At 64.8% G+C, this 19,817-nt stretch carries 18 protein-coding genes; 11 read left to right on the top strand and 7 right to left on the bottom strand.

The genetic code is table 11. From position 1 onward, the window contains the following. Positions 1-2: 2 nt before the first annotated feature. The 4 genes from CK222_RS16955 (at position 3) to CK222_RS16940 (ending at position 5,659) form a co-directional block, all read left to right on the top strand. Entirely contained in the window at positions 3-1,583 is a 1,581-nt protein-coding gene (locus CK222_RS16955) for an FAD-dependent monooxygenase (protein WP_164746711.1), read from the top strand. Positions 1,584-1,701: 118 nt separating this feature from the next. Continuing rightward, positions 1,702-4,806: an efflux RND transporter permease subunit gene (locus tag CK222_RS16950; protein WP_095801149.1), complete on the top strand. Its 3,105-nt coding sequence runs from the start codon at positions 1,702-1,704 to the stop codon at positions 4,804-4,806. A gap of 76 nt (positions 4,807-4,882) precedes the next feature. After that, a complete protein-coding gene (locus CK222_RS16945) occupies positions 4,883-5,296 on the top strand; it encodes a hypothetical protein (RefSeq protein WP_067324856.1) in 414 nt (137 codons plus the stop codon). Between the two features lie 30 nt (positions 5,297-5,326). Continuing rightward, positions 5,327-5,659: a hypothetical protein gene (locus CK222_RS16940; RefSeq protein WP_127242041.1), complete on the top strand. Its 333-nt coding sequence runs from the start codon at positions 5,327-5,329 to the stop codon at positions 5,657-5,659. Positions 5,660-5,771: 112 nt separating this feature from the next. Here CK222_RS16940 and CK222_RS16935 read toward each other — a convergent pair whose 3' ends face one another. Further along, positions 5,772-7,265, bottom strand: a complete 1,494-nt coding sequence (locus CK222_RS16935) for a winged helix-turn-helix domain-containing protein (RefSeq protein WP_095801147.1) — start codon at positions 7,263-7,265, stop codon at positions 5,772-5,774. A gap of 145 nt (positions 7,266-7,410) precedes the next feature. On the opposite strand from CK222_RS16935, the gene CK222_RS16930 reads away from it, so the two are divergent. Then, positions 7,411-8,244 carry an AraC family transcriptional regulator gene (locus CK222_RS16930; protein WP_095801146.1) on the top strand — a complete coding sequence of 278 codons (834 nt, stop codon included), beginning with the start codon at positions 7,411-7,413 and terminating at the stop codon, positions 8,242-8,244. Positions 8,245-8,409: 165 nt separating this feature from the next. Here the strand turns inward: CK222_RS16930 and CK222_RS16925 are convergent, their stop codons facing one another. From CK222_RS16925 to CK222_RS16910, 4 genes are all read right to left on the bottom strand, one after another. Further along, a complete protein-coding gene (locus CK222_RS16925) occupies positions 8,410-9,345 on the bottom strand; it encodes a bifunctional helix-turn-helix transcriptional regulator/GNAT family N-acetyltransferase (RefSeq protein ID WP_095801145.1) in 936 nt (311 codons plus the stop codon). Positions 9,346-9,480: 135 nt separating this feature from the next. After that, on the bottom strand, positions 9,481-10,617 hold the full coding sequence (locus CK222_RS16920; RefSeq protein ID WP_095801144.1) for an alanine racemase: 1,137 nt from the start codon (positions 10,615-10,617) through the stop codon (positions 9,481-9,483). Next, complete coding sequence (locus tag CK222_RS16915; protein WP_095801334.1) at positions 10,614-11,894, bottom strand: D-arabinono-1,4-lactone oxidase; 1,281 nt, start codon at positions 11,892-11,894, stop codon at positions 10,614-10,616. The genes CK222_RS16920 and CK222_RS16915 overlap by 4 nt, the downstream gene beginning before the upstream one ends. Before the next feature lie 13 nt (positions 11,895-11,907). Beyond that, positions 11,908-13,092 carry an MFS transporter gene (locus CK222_RS16910; RefSeq protein WP_095801143.1) on the bottom strand — a complete coding sequence of 395 codons (1,185 nt, stop codon included), beginning with the start codon at positions 13,090-13,092 and terminating at the stop codon, positions 11,908-11,910. A 92-nt stretch (positions 13,093-13,184) separates the two neighbouring features. Between CK222_RS16910 and CK222_RS16905 the strand changes: the two genes are divergently transcribed. After that, the gene (locus CK222_RS16905) at positions 13,185-13,811 is read left to right on the top strand and encodes a TetR/AcrR family transcriptional regulator (protein ID WP_095801142.1); all 627 of its coding nucleotides are present in this window, start codon (positions 13,185-13,187) and stop codon (positions 13,809-13,811) included. Between the two features lie 204 nt (positions 13,812-14,015). Here CK222_RS16905 and CK222_RS16900 read toward each other — a convergent pair whose 3' ends face one another. Then, a complete protein-coding gene (locus CK222_RS16900; protein ID WP_095801141.1) occupies positions 14,016-14,915 on the bottom strand; it encodes a LysR family transcriptional regulator in 900 nt (299 codons plus the stop codon). A gap of 106 nt (positions 14,916-15,021) precedes the next feature. Between CK222_RS16900 and CK222_RS16895 the strand changes: the two genes are divergently transcribed. Then, positions 15,022-15,783: an SDR family oxidoreductase gene (locus CK222_RS16895; protein ID WP_095801140.1), complete on the top strand. Its 762-nt coding sequence runs from the start codon at positions 15,022-15,024 to the stop codon at positions 15,781-15,783. On the opposite strand, the gene CK222_RS16890 is transcribed toward CK222_RS16895, so the two are convergent. Continuing rightward, positions 15,780-16,631 (bottom strand): hypothetical protein, encoded by an 852-nt coding sequence (locus tag CK222_RS16890; RefSeq protein ID WP_095801139.1) that lies wholly within the window; start codon positions 16,629-16,631, stop codon positions 15,780-15,782. The two genes, CK222_RS16895 and CK222_RS16890, sit on opposite strands and share 4 nt — an antisense overlap. Before the next feature lie 73 nt (positions 16,632-16,704). Here CK222_RS16890 and CK222_RS16885 point away from each other — a divergent pair, with 73 nt between their 5' ends. From CK222_RS16885 to CK222_RS16870, 4 genes are all read left to right on the top strand, one after another. Further along, the gene (locus tag CK222_RS16885; protein ID WP_095801138.1) at positions 16,705-17,499 is read left to right on the top strand and encodes a methyltransferase domain-containing protein; all 795 of its coding nucleotides are present in this window, start codon (positions 16,705-16,707) and stop codon (positions 17,497-17,499) included. Positions 17,500-17,815: 316 nt separating this feature from the next. After that, positions 17,816-18,661 carry a hypothetical protein gene (locus CK222_RS16880; RefSeq protein ID WP_095801137.1) on the top strand — a complete coding sequence of 282 codons (846 nt, stop codon included), beginning with the start codon at positions 17,816-17,818 and terminating at the stop codon, positions 18,659-18,661. A 258-nt stretch (positions 18,662-18,919) separates the two neighbouring features. Then, on the top strand, positions 18,920-19,216 hold the full coding sequence (gene groES, locus CK222_RS16875) for a co-chaperone GroES (RefSeq protein WP_095801333.1): 297 nt from the start codon (positions 18,920-18,922) through the stop codon (positions 19,214-19,216). 69 nt (positions 19,217-19,285) lie between these two features. Then, positions 19,286-19,817: TCP-1/cpn60 chaperonin family protein (locus tag CK222_RS16870; protein WP_280951769.1), on the top strand; the 532-nt coding region annotated here is incomplete at its 3' end.

The raw sequence follows: 19,817 nt of genomic DNA, 5'->3' as shown, positions 1-19,817 counted from the left end.
CCATGTCCAAGACAAAGGTCCTGATTGCCGGCGCCGGTCCGACCGGGCTGACGCTCGCTCTCTGGCTGACCAGGCTCGGCGTCCCGGTCCGCATCTTCGACAAGGCCACCGGTCCGGGTGAAACCTCGCGCGCGCTCGCCGTCCAGGCCCGCACGCTGGAGTTCCATCGCCAGATCGGCATCGTCGAGGACATCCTTGCCGAGGGCATCCGGCTGGAACGGCTTACGTTGCATACGCCGGCCGGCGTCGCAGCGCGGCTGCCGCTTTCCGATTTCGGCCGCGGCATCAGCCCCTACTCCTTCGCCTTCGCGCTGCCGCAGGATATCCATGAACGCGTGCTGATCACGCATCTGGAACGCGCCGGCGTCGAGGTCGAGCGCGGTACGGAGCTCGTTGCCTTCCAGGACAAGGGTGACGCGGTCATCGCGACGCTTTCGCGGAACGGCAAGACCGAGACCGTCAGCGCAGCCTATCTTGCCGGTTGCGACGGCGCCCGCAGCACGGTTCGCCATGGGCTGAACATCGGCTTTCCGGGCGGTACCTACGAGCAGGCCTTCTACGTCGCCGACGTGAAGGGCACGGGCAACGTCACCCGCAATGGCATGGACACGACCATCAGCACCTATGGCTTCGCTATCGTGATGCCGGTCCGGCAGTCGGGCTCGCTGCGCCTCATTGGCATCGTGCCGAAGGCGCATGAGGCCGACGAGACGATCAGCTTCGAGGCGATCCGCGCCGATGTCGAGCGCGACACCGGCGTCACGGTCGAGGAGGTCAACTGGTTCTCGACCTATCGCGTCCATCATCGCGTCGCCGAGCGCTTCCGCGCCGGCCGCGTGTTCCTCGTCGGCGATGCCGGACACATCCATAGCCCGGCCGGCGGCCAGGGCATGAACACCGGCATGGGCGATGCTGTGAACCTCGCGTGGAAGCTAGGCGCCGTGGTGCAGGGCCGTGCCGATCCGCGCCTGCTCGACAGCTACGAGCCGGAGCGCATCGCCTTTGCCCACAAGCTGATCGAAAGCACCGACAAGGTGTTCCGCTTCATCACCAACCGCTCGCGACTGGTCGGCCTGTTCCGGCGTTACGTGATGCCGAAGGTCATGAACATCGGGCTCCACACATCGTTCGGGTCTCGCGCATTCTTCGGCGTGATCTCGCAGACGGCGATCGAGTACCGCGCCGGGCCGATCAGTTCGGGCATGGCGGGCAAGGTCAGCGGCGGCGACCGCCTGCCCTATGTCGCCGGCAACGTCATGGGCGCGGGCGGCGACAATTTCGAGCCGCTGCGCTCGCTCGACTGGCAGGTCCATGTCTATGGCGAGGTCAATTGCGATTTTCGGGCGATGCTCGCACCGACAGGAATTGCAGTGCATGCGTTCGCCTGGACAGACGCAGCCGGGAAGGCCGGCCTGCAGCGAGACGCAGCCTATCTGGTGAGGCCGGACGGCCATGTCGCGCTCGCCTCGCCAGTCCAGGAGGCAGCCGCCTTTCAGCGCTATCTCGCGGGCCTCGCCATCAGGCCGAGAACCGCCGAGCGCGCGCCTTACCGTGTGCCGGGCACCATGCACAGCCTGGCCTGAATTGCGACAGTGCCCGCCAAGCGGCGGGCGCTGACCGAACCCAAACCGTCATTTGTTTTGGCCAGCCGGCAGGCGCCGGCGGAGCGCGCTTGCGCGCGCCCTGAAAAGGAACCACATCATGACCAGCTTCAATCTTTCCGAATGGGCGCTTCGGCACCGCAGCTTCATTGTCTACCTGATGATAGCGGCCGCCCTTGCCGGCCTCTACGCCTATGGCGGCCTCGGCCGCGAAGAGGACCCGCCCTTCACCATCAAGACCATGGTGGTGAAGACGATGTGGCCGGGCGCCAGCACCAGCGACACGGTGGAGCAGATCACCGATCGCATTGAGAAGAAGCTCGAGGAGTTGCCGGACCTCGACTACGTCAAGAGCTACACCAAGCCCGGCGAATCCGTCGTCTTCGTCAACCTCAAGGACACGGTGGCCGCCGACCAGGTGCAGCCGCTCTGGTACCAGGTGCGCAAGAAGCTCGACGACATCAAGCCGACGCTGCCGTCCGGCGTGCAGGGGCCGTTCTACAATGACGAGTTCGGCGACACCTATTCGCTGATCTACGCGCTCACCTCCGACAGCCTCAGCCATCGCGAGTTGAAGGATCTCGGCACCAGCCTGCGCGCCGGGCTGCTGACGGTGAAGGACGTCGCCAAGGTCGACCTCATCGGCCAGCAGGACGAGAAGATCTATCTCGAATTCTCGACGCAGAAGGTGGCGGCGCTCGGCCTCGATGTCGGCACGCTGTCGCAGGCGCTGCAGGCACAGAACGCGCTGACGCCGAGCGGCACGGTCGATGCCGGCCCGGAGCGCATCGCCATCCGCGTCTCCGGCAGCTTCACCTCCGAGGAAAGCCTCAAGGCCATCAACTTCTACGCCAACGGCCATTACTTCCGGCTGGGCGACGTCGCCGAGGTCAAGCGCGCCTATTCCGACCCGCCGCAGCCGACGTTCCGCTTCAACGGCAAGCCTGCGGTCGGCATCGCCATCTCGATGACTTCGGGCGGCGACGCGCTGGCGCTGGGCGAGACCGTCAAGGAGAAGATGCATGAGATGCAGGCCGAGCTGCCCCTCGGCGCCGAGCTCGGCCTGGTCGCCGACCAGTCGCATGTGGTGGAAGAATCCGTCGGCGAATTCACCAAGAGCCTCGGCGAGGCGATCGCCATCGTGCTCGCCGTCTCGCTGCTGGCGCTCGGCTGGCGTCCCGGCGTCGTCGTAGCGGTCGCCATCCCGCTGGTGCTGGCGATCACCTTCGTCACCATGGAGTATTTCGGCATCTCGCTGCAGCGCATCTCGCTCGGCGCGCTGATCATCGCGCTCGGCCTGCTGGTCGACGATGCCATGATCGCGGTCGAGATGATGATCTCGCGCATGGAGGAAGGCTACGACAAGATCTCGGCCGCCACTTATGCATATACCTCTACCGCCTTCCCGATGCTCACCGGCACGCTGGTGACGATCGCCGGCTTCGTGCCGGTCGGCTTCGCCAAGAGCGGCGCCGGGGAATACTGCTTCTCGCTGTTCGCTGTCGTGGCGATCGCGCTCGTCGTCTCCTGGGTGGTCGCGGTGCTGTTCACACCGCTCACCGGCGTCTTCCTGCTGCCCGATCGCATCAAGGGTCATGGTGGCAGCCATCAGCCCTCGCGCATCGGCCGCGGTTTCCAGGCGCTGCTCGAGATGGCGATGCGGGCGAAGTGGCTGGTGCTGTCGGCGACGGCCGGACTGTTCGCGCTCTCCGTCGTGGCGATGGGCTTCGTCGGCCAGGAGTTCTTCCCGAAGTCCGACCGGCCCGAGGTCATGCTGGACCTCACTTTGCCGCGCACCGCTTCGATCAAGTCGACGGATGCCGTGGTCGAGCGCGTCGAGAAGCTGCTCGCCGCCGATCCAGATATCGACCACTGGAGCTTCTATGTCGGCCAGGGCGCGGTGCGCTTCTACCTGCCGCTCGACGCACAGCTCGCCAACGACTTCTTCGCCCAGGCGGTGGTCGTTACCAAGGGCCACGCCGTGCGCCAGGCGGTGATCGACCGGCTGGAGAAGCAGCTGTCGACCGGCTTCGACGACGTCATGGCGCGCGTCACGCCGCTGGAGCTCGGCCCGCCGGTCGGCTGGCCGCTGAAGTTCCGCGTCAGCGGTCCGGATCCGGACAAGACGCGCAGCCTGGCGCAGCAGTTCGCGCAGGTGCTGGGCAGCGACGCCTCGGTGCGCAATATCAACTACGACTGGAACGAGCCGGCCAAGGTCATCAAGGTCGATGTCGACCAGGACCGGGCGCGCGCGCTGGGCATCTCCTCGCAGCAGCTGTCGGAGACGATCAACGCGGTGCTCTCCGGCTCGAAGATCACCCAGATGCGCGACGACATCTACCTCGTCGACATCGTTGCCCGCGCGGTGGAAACCGAACGCGCCAGCATCGACACGCTGCGCGGCCTGACGATCAGCGCCTCCGGCGGACGGCGGGTGCCGCTCGAGCAGGTGGCGAAGCTCACCTACCAGACCGAGCCGCCGCTGATCTGGCGCCGCGGCCGGCTGCCGACCGTGACCGTCCAGGCCGATGTCGCGCCGGGCGAAAATGCCACGCTGGTCACGCGGCGGCTGGAGAGCGCCATCGCCGCCTTCAAGGCGGAACTGCCGGCGCGCTACAGCGTCGAGCAGGGCGGCGTGATCGAGGACAGCGCCAAGGCCCAGGCCTCGATCTTCGTGGTGTTCCCGCTGATGCTGTTCATCATGGCCACCGTCCTGATGGTGCAGCTGATGAGCTTCCAGCGCCTGGTGCTGGTGCTGCTCACCGCTCCGCTTGCGATCATCGGCGTCGCCGGCGCGCTGCTCTTGTCGGGCGCTCCGATGGGCTTCGTCGCGATCCTCGGCGTGATGTCGCTGATCGGCATGGTGATCCGCAACTCGGTGATCCTGATCGCGCAGATCGACCAGCACATCGCCGCCGGCGAGGAACCATGGGCAGCGGTGATCAGCGCCACCACGCATCGGTTGCGGCCGATCCTGCTCACGGCGGCGGCCGCCATCCTCGGCATGATCCCGATCGCGCCGACGGTGTTCTGGGGGCCGATGGCCTATGCGGTGATGGGCGGCCTCTTGGTGGCGACCGTGCTGACGCTGGTTTTCCTGCCGACGCTCTACGTCACCTGGTTCGGCATCAAGGCGCCGGCTGAGAGCACCCCCGCGGCCGAACCGACCGCGGCCGCAGCCGAGCCCCAGCCGCTGGTGGCCTGAGCGGCGCCCTCCCAGCAGCCACGGCGGCCAACGCCGCCGTGGCGACCTTTATCACCCAAAACGGAAAGGAACGATCATGACACCCTTCTTTGGAAATCTTCTCGTTCGCGTGAATGCCGGCTTCCTGGTCCTTGCTTCCGCAGGCGGGCTCGCCACCGACATTGCCGGCTCGTTCTTCGGGCGCGGGGCTGAAGCCGTGCTGCTCAACAACGCACCCGGCACCGGCATCGGCTTCATCGAGGCGCACGGGCTGGCCCTGATCATCGGCGTGACGCTCTGGCGCATCGCCTACTCCCGCAACTGGCACGCCGTGCTGGCTGCCGTGCATGTGCTGCTCGGAACGGCCAACCTTCTGTTCTGGCAGTTCTTCATCGCCGCCGACGTGCTCGTCGTCGGCTACGTAACAACCGCGGCGCACTGGCTGTTCGTGGTTGCTCACCTGGCGGCGCTGACGGGTTCGACCCGGCTGGCCGCTTCATCCTCCCACTAGAACTGAACACCAACCTCAGGAGAAACGAAAGTGCCTGTGAAATCTTTCAGGAAAATGCGCTCGGCCGCTGCGTTGCTCGCCATCGGCCTCGCCGCCGTCGAGATTGTCGGCACGGCCGTGCCGGCCCTGTCGCTGGTCGGTACCGCCGAAGCCCGCATCGGGGCGCCCTGGACACCGCACAGCGCCGCGGGCGTCGCCCGGCGCGCCACGACATGGCGTGTGCTGAGGCACACCACCGCCTGGGTCGCCACGCTGCCGGCAGGCTGCGTTCGCACCAAGGTCAACGGCTTCGACGTCTGGCGCTGCGGCCGGACCTACTACCGGCCCTATCAAGGCCGCTACATCGTGGTCGTCGTCGATTGAGGCGGCTCGGGCACAGCCCAAAGCGCGTCGCGCTGAAACGGATTCGGGCGACGCGCTTTAAGTTTTTGTTTTGATATCCCAGAACCGCTGCACACTTCCGGGGCGAGATGTTTTAGCCGAGGGCAAGCCTGACGCCTTCGCAGAGATGCTCGGCATCGGCCGGATTTTCGAACGGCACGCCGTGCAGCGCATAGTCGAGCGGCGAGAAGGAAGCGCCCTCCTCGATGAGGGCGATCTGCCGCCGCGCCTTGTCCCTGTCGCCCATCTGGGCATAGCAGGCGGCCAGCCTCGTCCTGATCCAGGGCGCCGGCCGCGTCGCGAGCTCCAGCGCTTCCGCCGCCTGCCGATATTCGCCCATCATGTAGAGCGCCAGGGCGCGGTCGAACTGGTACCAGTGCGGATGCAGCGGATCGATGCGAATGCCGCGCGCCAGCCAGGTCAGCGCTTCGAGCGGCCGGCCGCGCATGGTGAGCAGCATGCCCATCTGCTCGATGCTGTCGGCGTCGTACGGGTTGAGCTGCAAGGCGATGCGCATGTGATGCTCGGCCGCCTCGTGATCGCGCATATAGAGGCGGATCAGCGACTGCACGCGGTGGCCGGTCGGCTGGTCGGGCGACAGGGCCAGCCCTTTGTCGGCAAGGTCGCGCGCATTTTCCAGGACAGCATCGCTGGCGCGCCCGAACTCGCCGTCCAGGGAGCGCGCCAAAGCGAGATAAGAATAGGCAAGCCCGTAATTCGGATCTTTTGCGATCGCCGCCTCGAACAAGGCCTCGGCGCCGCGTTGGTCGGTCTGAGCGGGATCGCGCAGCAGCGCGAAGCCGCGCAGCAGGAGCTCGTACGCGGCAAGGCTGGTCACCGGCTTGCGCGAGGCCTGCTCGAGGCCGGCGTTGGTGACCCGCGTGACCAGGCGGCTGACGATCTGCTCGACGATGTCGCGCTCGATCGCGAACAGGCCGGCGCCCTGTGACTGGTAGCGGTCGCCCCAGAGCTGGCTGGCGCTCGCGATGTCGACGAGGCTGACGGCCACTACGACATGCTCGCCCTGGCGGCGCAGCGAGCCCTCCACCAGATAATCGGCGCCGATGCGAGCGCGGATCTGCGGCCACTCGGCGCGGCCGAAAGAGGCGAAGGAAAAACTTGAATTGCGCGCCAGCACCGTCACGGTGCCAAAGCGCGCCACGCCGTTGATGAGATCCTCGGCAAAGCCGTCGACCATCGCCTCGTCGGCCGGATCGCCGCTCTCGTTGCGGAAGCGCACCACCGCCACGATCGGCTGGCTGCTGATCTCGGGCGCCGCTTCGGCTTCCGCGGCAAGCATATAGCCGCGCTTGGAGACGGTGCGCACCATGTCCTCGCCCAGCACCTTGCGGATCTCGCGCACCGACTGGGTGAGCGAATCCTCGGTGACATAGACGCCGGGCCAGACGACATCCATCAGCTCCGACTTCGGCACGACTCGGCCCATATTGCGGGCGAGATGCGAAAGCAGCGCGTAGGCTTTCGGCCGCAGGAACAGCGGCTCGTTGATGCCGCGCAGCGTTCCCTTGGCGAGGTCGAGCGTGAACCCGCCAAATCGGAACACCTGATCGGCCGTCGCCGTCGTCATCGGGACACCCCTTCCGCGTGCCGCTAATGCCAAGTCGATCCCACTCAACCCGGCATGAGCGTGGCTATTATTGCGCACTGCGCAATTTCGATCAAACTGCCCGTCGGCGCGCCGACTAGTGTGGCCGCGCCAAATGCGAGGAGCCATGAACCCGACCGAGAAAGCGCTGTGGTTTGTCGAAAGCCATCTGCCGGATGCGATTTCGCTCGACGATGTCGCGGCAAGCAGCGGCGTGTCGCGCTTCCATGTGACGCGCGCCTTCAGCGCCGCCACCGGCCGGTCGGTCATGGGCTATATGCGGGCGCGGCGGCTCAGCGAAGCGGCGCGCAAGCTCGCGGGCGGCGCGAGCGACATCCTGGCGGTCGCGCTCGATGCCGGCTACGGCTCGCATGAGGCTTTCACACGGGCCTTCCGCGACCAGTTCGGCACCACGCCGGAACTGGTGCGCGCTGGAGGCTCGACCCAAAACCTCGACCTCGTGGAGCCCATCCTCATGGACAGTTCGCTTCTCACCGCGCTCGAGCCGCCGCGCTTCGAGACCAGCCGGGCGTTTCTCATCGCCGGGCTCGGCGAGCGCTACAGCTGCGCGACCAGCGCCGGCATCCCAATGCTGTGGCAGCGCTTCGGACCCTATGTCGGCAACATTCCCGGCGAGGTTCCCGGCGTCGCCTACGGCGTTTGCACCAATGGCGACGATGCCGGCAATTTCGACTATGTCGCCGGCGTCGAGGTGTCGGATTTCTCCGATCTGCCGGAGGATTTTTACCGGGTTCGAGTGCCGGCGCACAAATATGCCGTGTTTGCGCATCGCGAACACATCTCGACCATCCGACGCACGGTCAACACCATCTGGAACAAGTGGCTGCCTGCATCCGGACATGAGATCGCCGACGCCCCCGACTTCGAGCGTTACGGCCCCGAATTCGGTCCGCGCAGCGGCAATGGCGGGCTGGAGATCTGGGTGCCGATCGAAGGTTGAGACGCTGCCCCTCTCCTTCTCCCCCGGTGGGAGAAGGTGTCGCCGAAGGCGACGAATGAGGGGTGTTCCAGCGGAGTGAGACGGTGGCGTTCCCTGGAACACCCCTCATCCGTCTCGCGCTGCGCGCCGATCCACCTTCTCCCACAAGGGGAGAAGGAAAAGGCGCTACAGCTCCAAGTTCCAGGTCTGGCCGACAAGATCCTTGCCGAAGGAATGGTGGCGCTCTTCCTCGGCCAGCTTGAAGCCCGCCGCCTGGTAGATGCGGCGGGCCGAGCCAAGAATGTCGTTGGTCCACAGCGTCAGCGTCTTGTAGCCCTTGGCGCGCGAGAAGGCGATGCACTCGTCGACCAGCCGCCGGCCGATGCCGAGGCCGCGCGCCGACGGCTCGACATAGAGCAGCCTGAGCTTCGCCACCTTGGGCGACTTGCGCATGACGAAAACCGAGCCGACCACCTCGCCTTCGCGCTCGGCTATCCAGCTGCGCTCCCATTGCGGAACGAAGTTCTTGACGAACTCGCCGAGGATCTCGGCAACCAGCGCCTCATAGGTTTCGTCCCAGCCATAGTCCTGCGCGTAGATGAGGCCCTGGCGATGCGTGATCCAGCCGATGTCGCCGACCTGCAGCGGCCGCAGGATATAAGGCACTTTGGGTTGGGGTTTGTCGCCGAGCAGGTCCTGCACCGTGCGCATCGCCTTGACCAGCCGCTCCTGGTCGGTCGGCGCCAGGCGATCGAGCAGCGCGCGCACCTGGTCGTGCGAATCCTGGTTGAGCGGCGCGAAGGCCTCCCTGCCCGCGGGCGTCAGCGCGATCGAGGACCGCCGCGCGTCGGCCTCCGTGGCGGCGCGTTCGACCAGGCCGCGCTCCTCGAATTTTTTCAGCAGCCGGCTGACATAGCCGGGGTCGAGATCGAGGTCGCGCACCAGGTCGCTGGCGACCAGCCCGTCGCGATGGGCAAGCTCGTAAAGCACGCGAGCCTCGGTCAGCGAGAACGGTCTCTTCAGGAGGCCCTCGTCGAGCAGGCCGATCTGGCGGGTGTAGAAGCGGTTGAAAGCGCGCACGGCATCGATGCGCTGCTTGCCGGGGTGATCGTGGATGGTCATGGGAATTCCTCCTGTCGCGGACAGGATCGATCATTTAGTTGACTGAGTCAAATAAATTGATTGTGCCGAACTTCTTTAGGCCGACGGGACAGAGGGGGGCGCGAAGGATCGCGACGAAGACAGTTGGGGCGCCCCTCACCCCATCGGCAGTACCGGCCAGAACTCGACGATGCGCCCACCGGCAAACACCGCGAGCGAGCCGAAATGCTGCAGCACCGCCTCGCTCTGCGTCGGCCGCAGGAAGGCGTAGTCACCGGGCTTCACCTCCGCGCCCGCCGGCAGCCCCATGAATTGCTGGTTGGAAGACAGCCCGATCAGGCCGTTCGGCTTCATGCCTGCGGGGAACACCGGTTCGGCCATCCACTTGCCGCCATAGAGATAGCAGGCCTTCTTCGGGAAGAGGCCGAGCGCCTGCAGCGTGCGGAAGATAGCCGCCGGGCCGGGGAGCACCGGATCGAGCGCCTTCAGAATCGGCGTCGCAATGAGAGCGGCCGGCCGGAAGCCGTCGAGGCCGGGCGTATCGAAATCGCTGGGCAGCACGAAGGCCGAGCCGATCGACACTTCGTTGGCCACGCCGCCGCCATGCAGCAGCGCCGTCTTGGAACCGCCGATGTTGAGGATGCGGCGCTGGTCCGCATCGAGGGCCGCGACGAACTCGGCAGCCTTCGCCGCGGCCTTTTTCAGCGCGCCGGCCGCGCCGCCGAACAGCCCGGGAATTTCCGGCGCATGCGCTTCATAGGCCATGATGCCTTCGCAGCGCAGGTCCTTCGGTATGGCCAGCGCCCTGATCTCGGCAGGACCGGAAAAGCCGCCGCGATGCAGGCCGACATCGACCTCGAAGGCGAAGCGGAGTTCGGTGCCGAACGCTGCGGCGAGCGCACCGTATTCGGACAGGCGCTCCGGCGTGTCGATCAGCCAGCAGACGCGCGACCACCCGCCGGCGTCGCCTCTAGCCAGCGCCGCTTTCGCCGCACCTACCGGCATCGGCTTGCCATAGAGGAGATCGCCCGCGGGAAAGGCGTCGAGCACCGCCTGCGTCACCGGCGGATGGAAGGTCATGAAGCGGCCGGTTTCGAGCGACTTGGAGATATGCGAAAGCAGCGGCAGGCAAGGCAGCGACTTATCGACCAACCGCACGGCAAGACCCGGCGCCAGCCTCTGCTTCACCAGCGCGATGTTGGCGTCCAGCCGGTCGCGGTCGAGCACCAGGCAGGGCCGAAAGATTTCGGCGGCCTTGAGCGCCTTCGACAGCTCGGCGAAATAGGCGCTCATTGTTGGATGCCGAACAGGCTGGCCATATAGGACGACACGAAGCGGTTCTCGGGATCGATGTCGCGGCGCACCGCCATTGCGTCGTCCCAGCGCGGATAGAGTTTCTTGAAATCCGCCGCCGTCAAGCTGTGCATCTTCCCCCAATGCGGCCGCCCGCCATATTTGCGGAAGATCGGCTCGGCCGCGCGCATGAAGGGCAGCGGATCGTTCGCCGCGTCGTGATGGATGGCGATCGAGCAGGTCAGCCTCCTGTGGAAGGGCGAGAGCCAGAATTCGTCCGGGGCGACCGAACGCACCTCCATCGGGAAATAGACTTCCGGGAAATGCTTTTCGGTCAGCGCGATGATCTCGGCCAGCGCCCGGGGACCGTCCTGGTAAGGCAGGTGGTACTCCATCTCGTTGAATTTGGTGCGACGGTCGCTGGCGTAGACGTTGAGCCAGTCCTGCACATAATCCTCGGCCGGCACCTTCTTGACCGCACCCTTGATCAGCGCCCGGCGGAGCGCCGGCAGCCGGCGCAGCACGGTGCGCAGCTTGCGCAACGTCGCCAGGCCCTCCTCGTCATCCTCGGTCGGCCGCGACGCCGGCGTTGCGTCGCTGAGATCGCTGGCGATGAACTGCGCATAGCCGGAAAACGGGATGTAATAGAACTCTGCCGAACGGTGTGCGCCCATCATCGTCTCGAAGTCGCGCAGCATTTCGCCGATCGGTAACACCCATTTGCGGCGCCGCAGCCGGTAGGTCGGGATGTTGTTCATCGTCACTTCGGTGAGCACGCCGAAAGCGCCGAGCGCGACGCCGGTGGCATGGATCATATCCTGGTCGCCCGCCCGGCTATATTCGCGCAGCTTGCCTTGCCCGTCGACGAACTGCACCGCCTCGAGCTGCGTATGATAGGCGCCGAGCGTCGGGCCGGAACCATGCGTCGCGGTGCCCAGCGCGCCGCCGATCGCTTGCTTGTCGATGTCCCCCATATTGGGCAGGCCCTGGCCGATGTCCTGCAGGATGTGCATCAGCGCGCCAAGCCTTGTCCCCGCCCTCACGCGTGCCCGATTGGCTGCGGCGTCATGCGAAACCAGCCCCTCGATCTTCGCCAGCGAGATGATGGTGCCGTCGGACTGCACCAGCGGCGTGAAGGAATGGCCGGCGCCGGCGACGCGCAGCGGACCGGGCGCGGAACGCACCAGATCGGCCAGCTCGCCGACATCGGCTGGCGTGCCGATCAGCTTCGGCGCGGCGTTCACGAAACCCGACCAGTTGCTCCAGGCGTTTGCCATGGTCACCTCCCGCTCAGGCTGGAACGCGGCGCCCGGCAACCAGCACGAAGACGCCGAGCAGCGCCACGCTGGCCAACGCGCTTGCCGCGGCGAATTCCGGCACCGGCCGGAAATTTTGGCCGTCGATCAGCAGCGAAGCGGCCACCGGGCCGATGGCGAGGCCGAAGAGCTGCGCCGCCGGCACAAGCAGTACCGCATTGCGCGTCTCGTCGGCGGTGATCGCCAGCCGGATCTGGTAGGGCACGATGAAGAGCAGGATGAAGCCCATCACCAGCGCCACCGACCAGAAGACCAAAAGCCCAGGGCCGGAAGCGAGCAGCACCGAGCTGATCGTCGCGATGGCGCCGATGACGGTGATGGCGAAGCGGTAGTCGATGCGCGCTTCGAAGACAGTGGCGGTCATGGCGCCCATGACCTGCGCGGCGAGGCTTGCCGAGACCATCAGGCCGACGGTGCGGCCGTCTATGCCGAACTCGGCGCCGAGCGGCTCCAGAAATGCCCAGACGGCGGCGAAGAACATGAAGTAGCAGAAGATCGACAGCAGCGCCGTGAGCGCCGGCAAGGTGAGCACATTGGCAAAATGCTCGTCCTTCGGCAGGTCGGCGTAGTCGTCCGGCACGATCCACGCGACGACGAGCGACAACAGGCAGAGAACGCCAAGCGCGACGAATCCGCCGGCCGCGCCCGCGGCAGGCACCGCATAAAGCGCGAGCAGCAGCGCCAGCGCGCATTGCGCCAAGGTCTGCAGCGTGACGAAATAGCCGCCGATGCGCTCGGCCCGGCGCGAGCGGGCGATCAATTCGGTCGCCACGGCGACCAAGCCACCCTCAGCAAGCCCGGCGAGCGTGCGCGCCCCGATCAGCGCATTGGAACTCATCGCATAGGCGGTCCAGAAATTGGCGAGCGCCAGCAGCACCAAAAGCGCGGCGCTCTTCCAGCGCATGTTGCGCGCCGGGAGGAGCATCGCCACGATCGCCGAGCCGATGGCGATCGCGATCATCTCGGCGGTGGCGACCAGTGCCAGCTCGTCACCGGTGACATGACCTTCGCTGTAGAGCGCGCCGAGCAGCACCGGCTGCAAGCCCAGGATGAGCAGGCCGACCGAGCCGATCCAGAGCGCCGCGGCGAGTTGCAGGCCGGTCGGGTTGCCGACCAGCCAGTCGCCATTTTCCGCATGCGCGGCATCGGTTGCAGTCACGAGGCGCCCTCCCTTGCAGCCCGGTGAAAAAGCTGACAAGTTGTCAGCATTCACGTTCCTGTCAACCGAGAATCAACGACTGCCGGCGCGAGATGAGGCAAACTGGGCAAACGGCGACGGAACCCAGACGCAGGCCCAAGCAGGAGCGCAGCCGCGAGCGCATCGACGCGATCCTCGCTACGACCATGCGGCTGATCGGCGAGAAGGGCATAGACGCGGTCACGATGAAGGAAGTCGGCGCGCTGGCGGGCGGGCCGATCGCCACGGTCTATCATTATTTTCCAAGCAAGTCGGCGATCTTGGCGATGCTCTACGAGCGTTTCTCGGAGGAGAGCCGGGCTCGCTTCGGCGCGATCATCGCCGATATCCGGGGAGTGGATGACGTGACCGCTGCAGCCGATCGGCTGCTCGACGATTACTACGGCCGTGTCGCGGCGGATCCGGCGATCCAGGATCTGCAGAACGCGATCCAGGCCGACAAGGCGCTGCAGCATCTCGACATCGCCGAGACGCGGCATCAGGCGAAGATGTTCTGCGACCGTGTGGCGCCGACGCTGAAGCTTAAGCAGCGCGAGGCGTTCGGGCGCGTGGTGTTCCTGATCTTTCAGCTCGCCGGCGGCGTCGTGCGGCTGGCGCTGACGCAGGACGAGGCGGAAGGCCGGCGCACGATCGAGGATTACCGGTCGATCATCCACGCGCAGTTGCGGCTGTTTTTGTAGGCATGCCTAACGGTGGTCATCCTCGGGCTTGACCCGAGGATCCATGCCGCGACTCCGTCATAGAGCGCAACGGCGGAGAATTCTGCAATCCTTGCAACGCCTTAGCGTCACGGCATGGATCCTAGGGTCTGCGCGCGTCGCTTCGCTCCTTGCTCCGCCCTAGGATGACGACCGCTGGATACGATCCCCTCCGCGATTGCCAACTTACCCCGCATCCAGCTTCGGCCCCAGGATCTCCACCAGCCAATCGACAAACACCCTGACCCGTGGCGACAACTGCCGGCTCGGCGAATAGAGCACCGAGATCGGCGTGGGCGTCGGCGGAAAATCGGGAAGCACTTCGACCAGCCGGCCTGCCTCGAGGTCGTCCGCATATCGGAGCCTTGGCGCCTGGAACAGCCCGAAGCCCAGCCGGACCAGCGCAGCACTCGTGTCCGAATTGGCGACCGTGACCCGCGACGGCAGGACGATCTCGCGAACCATGCCGTCGACGGTGAATTCCAGCGGCATCACCTGCCTCGTGCGCGACGACACGAAGCCGATCATCATGTGCCCAGCCAAGTCGTCCGGCGTGCGCGGCACGCCGTGGCGTTCGAGATAGGCGGGGCTGGCCACGGTGATTTCGCGCGCGATGCCGAGACGCCGCACGATCATGTCGCTGTCGGGAAGCGTGCCGGCCCGGATGACGCAATCGACGCCTTCACGCACGAGGTCGACGAGGCGGTCGCCTTCGCCGATATGCACGGTCAGGCCCGGATATCGGGCGAGCAGCGCCGGCAGTTCCGGCAGCAGGAAGGTGCGCGCCATATGGCCGTTGACGTCGACGCTGAGGCGCCCACGCACCTCATGCGCGCCGAAGCCGCCCTCGGCATCCTCGATGTCGGCGAGGATGCCGATGCAACGCTGGTAATAGGCTTCACCGTCGAGCGTGGTGGTGACGTGGCGCGTGGTGCGACGCAGCAGCTGCACGCCCAACCGCTCCTCCAACTGCTTAATCGCGGCGGTGGCGCTGGAGCGCGGCAGGCCGAGATCGGCAGCGGCCGCCGTGAAGCTGCGCCGTTCCACGACGCGGGTGAAGAGCCGCATGCTGTCGAACCTGTCCATCGCGGATTGTTCGCAAATCTTGAATAGAGTTGGCAATCCATGCCAGATTATATCGGTCATTCGCGCGAGTATATGGATCACCATCGCCAAGACGGAGATTTTCACCATGACCACTCGCGCCATTGCCCTCATCACCGGCGGCAGCCGCGGCCTCGGCCGCAACACAGCGCTCAACCTCGCCCGCAAGGGCGTCGACGTCATCCTCACCTACCGCTCGCGCGCCGACGAGGCGAAGGCGGCGATCGCCGAGATCGAGGCCGCAGGCGGCCGCGCCGCGGCGCTCGAGCTCGACACCGGCGCCGTTACCACCTTCCCGGCTTTCGTCGCGGCATTGAGAAAGACGCTTCAGGGAACCTGGCAGCGCGACCGCTTCGATTATCTCGTCAACAATGCCGGGACCGGCCTGCGCAAGCCGATCGCCGAGACGACGGAAGAGGAATTCGACACGCTGATGAACATCCATCTCAAAGGCGTGTTCTTCCTAACCCAGGCGCTGCTGCCGCTGATCAACGATGGCGGCCGCATCGTCAACGTGTCGAGCGGGCTGGCGCGCTTCTCGGTTCCGGGCTCGGCCGCCTATGCGATGATGAAGGGCGGCATCGAGGTGTTCACGCGCTACCTCGCCAAGGAGCTCAGCCAGCGCCGCATCACCGCCAACACTGTGGCGCCCGGCGCCATCGCCACCGACTTCAACGGCGGCCATGTGCGCGACGACGCCGAGATCAACCGCGTCGTGGCTGGCATGACGGCGCTCGGCCGCGCCGGCGTCGCCGACGATATCGGGCCGATGATCGCCTCGCTGCTGTCGGAGGACAATCGCTGGGTCAACGCCCAGCGCATCGAGGTCTCGGGCGGCATGAATATCTAAGCGTGTTGGCGGATCAACCCTTCGAAGCCGTCGGCAAGATTGGCATTGCCGGCGGCGATGAAGCTCGACAGATTGCGGGCGCGTCCAGGCGTTTTGTTGGCATCGAGCAGCACCGCCCTGCCCTCATGCATGACGAAATCGAACTTTCCGTAGTCGAAGCCGAGCTTGCGCCTTAGCGCGCGAAGCTCGTCCGGCACCGGAACCGCCTCGCGACGGATCGTGTCGTCGCCCTTGACCAGGCTCTGCGGCGAGACATGGCGTGTACAGCGCTCGCGCTCACCGCAGAACAGCCAGAAACGGGCGGCAAAGCCATCCGGCTCAGGCTCGGGAATGAATCTTTCCACAATGAGGTCCTCGCGTCCGAACAGCTCCGCCGGAACGTCGGCGAGCGAGGCATGGGTCTCGTATTTGTCGAAAGACTGGACGCCGGGAAACGGCATCGGCTTGCCGGCGCGCCGCGCGCGCCGATTCAGTTGCTGTTCCGGCGTTCCCCGATGGTTGAGGCTGCTCTTCACGATAACCTGCCCCTTCCAGCCGTCGTCCTTGCCGACGACGGCGCCGCTGATGCGGCGCTTGGAAATATCGGCGGCGCCGAGATTGAGGCAGAAGGGAAAGGCGCGGGCATACTCGACATAATCGGGCGACGTTACGGTCGCGTCGACATGCAGCACCGCGATGTCGGCGGCCGGCTTCGCCGACGTGCCGCTGAGGACCTGCACCGAATGGCCGCGGCGCTTCAGTTCCTCCAGCAGATCGAAGAGCATGTATGGGCTGTCCCGGCGCCATAGCAGCCCGCGCCGGCTTTGGAACCGGTCGAACTCATGCGTGATGACGGCGATGCGTGCCATTGTTCCCCACTTGGCGCATCAAGCGTCGTCCACTATTCGATCGAATACAACGCGCTACCGGGCTGGGGTTTGCATGACCGAGCATTGGAATGCAATTCGCAAACATTGGCAGTTGCTCGGCTCACCCCTGCGGCCGCCGGCGGAGGTTGTCGAAACCTACGACCGCGAGCTCGACCTTGCCCCGTCGGATGTCGTGATGCTTGGCGTGACACCCGAGCTCGCCGGGCTCGGCGCCACGATGACGGCGGTCGACGAGTCTTCGGACATGATTGCCGGCATCTGGCCGGGCGACACCGATACGCGCAAGGCGGTGCGGGGCGACTGGTTCGATCTGCCGTTCGCCGATGCAAGCGTCGAGGCGCTGATCGGCGACGGATGTCTCTCGGTCATCGGCGCCGCCGGCCTCAGGCGCACCCTATTTGCGTCGATCGCGCGCGCGCTCAAGTCCGACGGCCGCGCCGGCATCAGGCTTTACGCCTCTCCCGCAACGCCGGACGACCCGAAGGATGTCCGCGCTCTGGCACTAAGCGGCGGCGTCTCGACTTTCCATGAGCTCAAATGGCGCGTGGCCATGACCGCGATCGGCGACGCGCCGGATTACACGATCCCGGTCAAAGCCATCCTCGAACACTTCGAAAGGGTGTTTCCCGACCGCGAGGAGCTGTCGGCCCGAACCGGATGGGAACTACCGGTCATCGGAACCATAGACGTCTACCGGAACTCGTCCGCCGTCTATAGTTTTGCGCCGGCGGCCGTCTTGATCGAGGAAGCCGAGGTCTTCTTCAAAGACGTCCGATTGGCCTCGACCGGAAGCTACGGGCTCGCCGAGCGGTGTCCGCTGCTGGTGCTGGGGCCACCTAACCGCTGAAATCTACAGGCAGAGCTGTGACGCAAAAATTGCAAAGCGCCCTGCAATAATTCATCTTCGCCACGTCGAAATCTATCGGCCAAAAAGATGGGCTCGGGCATGAAGATACTTGCGGCATTGCTGTCGATCCTGTTGTGCGCACTCCTCTATCCGTCCTCTCCTGCCGGAGCCGATGGCACTCCCGCAACCATTCCCTTGATAAAACTTGAGTATCCGGGGAACCCTAAGAATATTCGTATGCTCTATGTGAGAATTCTCTCTCTCGGAAACCGGAAAATCAAATCAGCCTCTTTTGCTGGATACCGGCTCAAGCGGAATGACGATCGATTGTCGTTCGACGCTCCCCGCCGGATTATGCTCCGAGAACGGTATCAAGGTTGCGAAAACCCTGGAATTGGACGGTATAATTGTCACGACCCAAAAAGTGGTCATGCACTATGGCACCTACGATGAGTATGGAAATATCGCTTCGGCGCGTGTGACTTTTGGTTCGTCAAGCGCGCTGGCCTCCACGGACAGGCGAATATCGTTCCTAATCCGCTACAAGAAAGTCAGGCGCGACACAGGTGAAGTTGTCGGCGGCCCGCTTTGGCCAAAAGGCATCTTTGGCATCTCGCCCATTGGGGGCGACGGGCCACATCAGATGATCAAATCGCCAATGGACGCAGTGAGCGTGGGACCCGGCCTGCATAGAGGTTACTACCTTTCTGCGATCGGCAGTAAGTGGAAAGCCTGCACAAATGAGGCCGGCAACTGCCCACAGGTAGAAGCCCTCCACGTCGGCATCCCAGATGACGTGAAGAAGAATTTCAAGATACAAAAATGGAAACAGGCCAGCCCGCGATACAATTTCCCCACTCTTGACTCCTGTCTCTCATGGGGCTCTGAGCCGGTTTGTCGGCCGACGCTGTACGACACCGGCAACTCAACCATAATGGTCCCAACCGATACATCCAAACCGTATGCATCATTGAATGTCGGCACCAAGGTGGTGGTGAAAACCGAAGGCCAGGACGATTGGAATTTTACAACCACCTACAAGCCTGAGGTGGAAATTGTCCCTGGCCTTGAACATAATATCGTCGGTATCCGGTATTTTGAAAGAAACAGCTTGCTCGTCGATCTTGAAACTCAGGAGATCGGCTTGCGGCTTGGATATTAAGCAGCCGATGCCCGGCCGTCCCATCGAACTCACGAGCAATTTCTGCCAAGTAGTCGTGGGGCAACCACTGTGTTTCAGAACCACGTCGGTACATTGAAAAAATTTTGCGCCATTGCCCCTCCCCGCGCGCCTTGACTCTCGCATGCCATCAGCCTATCTCAGCGCCACGTTAGCACTCGCCTTAGGTGAGTGCTAACTTATATCCGGCCTCGCCGGATGGAGGAACAGTTCTCACCGTTCTCATTCGAGGAAGACAACATGGCAAAGTCCAAGTTCCGCCCGCTTCATGACCGCGTGGTCGTTCGCCGGGTCGAATCCGAATCCAAGACCGCCGGCGGGATTATCATCCCGGATACGGCGAAGGAGAAGCCGCAGGAAGGCGAGATCATCGCCGTCGGCTCCGGCGCTCGCGACGAAGCCGGCAAGCTCGTGCCGCTGGACGTCAAGGCCGGCGACCGTGTGCTGTTCGGCAAGTGGTCGGGCACTGAAGTCAAGCTCAATGGCGAGGACCTTCTGATCATGAAGGAATCCGACATCATGGGCATCATCGGCTGATCATCGGCCTCACCGTCAACTGAATCTTGAATCTGCGGGTTCGACCCGAACCCCTGCCAGGAGCTTACAATGGCTGCAAAAGACGTAAAGTTTTCCCGTGATGCCCGCGAGCGCATGCTGCGCGGCGTCAACATCCTCGCCGACGCGGTGAAGGTCACCCTCGGTCCGAAGGGCCGCAACGTCGTCATCGACAAGTCGTTCGGCGCCCCGCGCATCACCAAGGACGGCGTCACCGTCGCCAAGGAGATCGAGCTCGAGGACAAGTTCGAGAACATGGGCGCGCAGATGGTGCGTGAGGTCGCTTCGAAGACCAACGACATCGCCGGCGACGGCACGACCACCGCGACCGTTCTCGCCCAGGCCATCGTCCAGGAAGGCAACAAGGCCGTTGCCGCCGGCATGAACCCGATGGATCTGAAGCGCGGCATCGACCTCGCCGTCACCGAAGTCGTTACCGCTCTCGGCAAGGCTGCCAAGAAGATCAAGACCTCCGAGGAAGTCGCCCAGGTCGGCACGATCTCGGCCAATGGCGACGAGTCGGTCGGCAAGATGATCGCGGAAGCGATGCAGAAGGTCGGCAACGAAGGCGTCATCACCGTCG

The organism is Mesorhizobium sp. WSM3866 (assembly GCF_002294795.1).
Taxonomy (GTDB): domain Bacteria; phylum Pseudomonadota; class Alphaproteobacteria; order Rhizobiales; family Rhizobiaceae; genus Mesorhizobium.
Note: the sequence above shows the minus strand (reverse complement) of the source record. Positions and strands in the feature narration are given on the sequence as shown.

Bases quoted from the DNA above. Each gene is read 5' to 3' on its own strand.
- CK222_RS16945 (WP_067324856.1), top strand. From the start codon at position 4,883: ATGACACCCTTCTTTGGAAATCTTCTCGTTCGCGTGAATGCCGGCTTC.
- CK222_RS16920 (WP_095801144.1), bottom strand. From the start codon at position 10,617: ATGAGCGCCTATTTCGCCGAGCTGTCGAAGGCGCTCAAGGCCGCCGAA.
- CK222_RS16935 (WP_095801147.1), bottom strand. From the start codon at position 7,265: ATGACGACGGCGACGGCCGATCAGGTGTTCCGATTTGGCGGGTTCACG.
- CK222_RS16925 (WP_095801145.1), bottom strand. From the start codon at position 9,345: ATGACCATCCACGATCACCCCGGCAAGCAGCGCATCGATGCCGTGCGC.
- CK222_RS16955 (WP_164746711.1), top strand. From the start codon at position 3: ATGTCCAAGACAAAGGTCCTGATTGCCGGCGCCGGTCCGACCGGGCTG.
- CK222_RS16900 (WP_095801141.1), bottom strand. From the start codon at position 14,915: ATGGACAGGTTCGACAGCATGCGGCTCTTCACCCGCGTCGTGGAACGG.
- CK222_RS16880 (WP_095801137.1), top strand. From the start codon at position 17,816: ATGACGATCGATTGTCGTTCGACGCTCCCCGCCGGATTATGCTCCGAG.
- CK222_RS16895 (WP_095801140.1), top strand. From the start codon at position 15,022: ATGACCACTCGCGCCATTGCCCTCATCACCGGCGGCAGCCGCGGCCTC.
- groES (WP_095801333.1), top strand. From the start codon at position 18,920: ATGGCAAAGTCCAAGTTCCGCCCGCTTCATGACCGCGTGGTCGTTCGC.
- CK222_RS16890 (WP_095801139.1), bottom strand. From the start codon at position 16,631: ATGGCACGCATCGCCGTCATCACGCATGAGTTCGACCGGTTCCAAAGC.
- CK222_RS16905 (WP_095801142.1), top strand. From the start codon at position 13,185: ATGAGGCAAACTGGGCAAACGGCGACGGAACCCAGACGCAGGCCCAAG.
- CK222_RS16915 (WP_095801334.1), bottom strand. From the start codon at position 11,894: ATGGCAAACGCCTGGAGCAACTGGTCGGGTTTCGTGAACGCCGCGCCG.
- CK222_RS16950 (WP_095801149.1), top strand. From the start codon at position 1,702: ATGACCAGCTTCAATCTTTCCGAATGGGCGCTTCGGCACCGCAGCTTC.
- CK222_RS16885 (WP_095801138.1), top strand. From the start codon at position 16,705: ATGACCGAGCATTGGAATGCAATTCGCAAACATTGGCAGTTGCTCGGC.
- CK222_RS16930 (WP_095801146.1), top strand. From the start codon at position 7,411: ATGAACCCGACCGAGAAAGCGCTGTGGTTTGTCGAAAGCCATCTGCCG.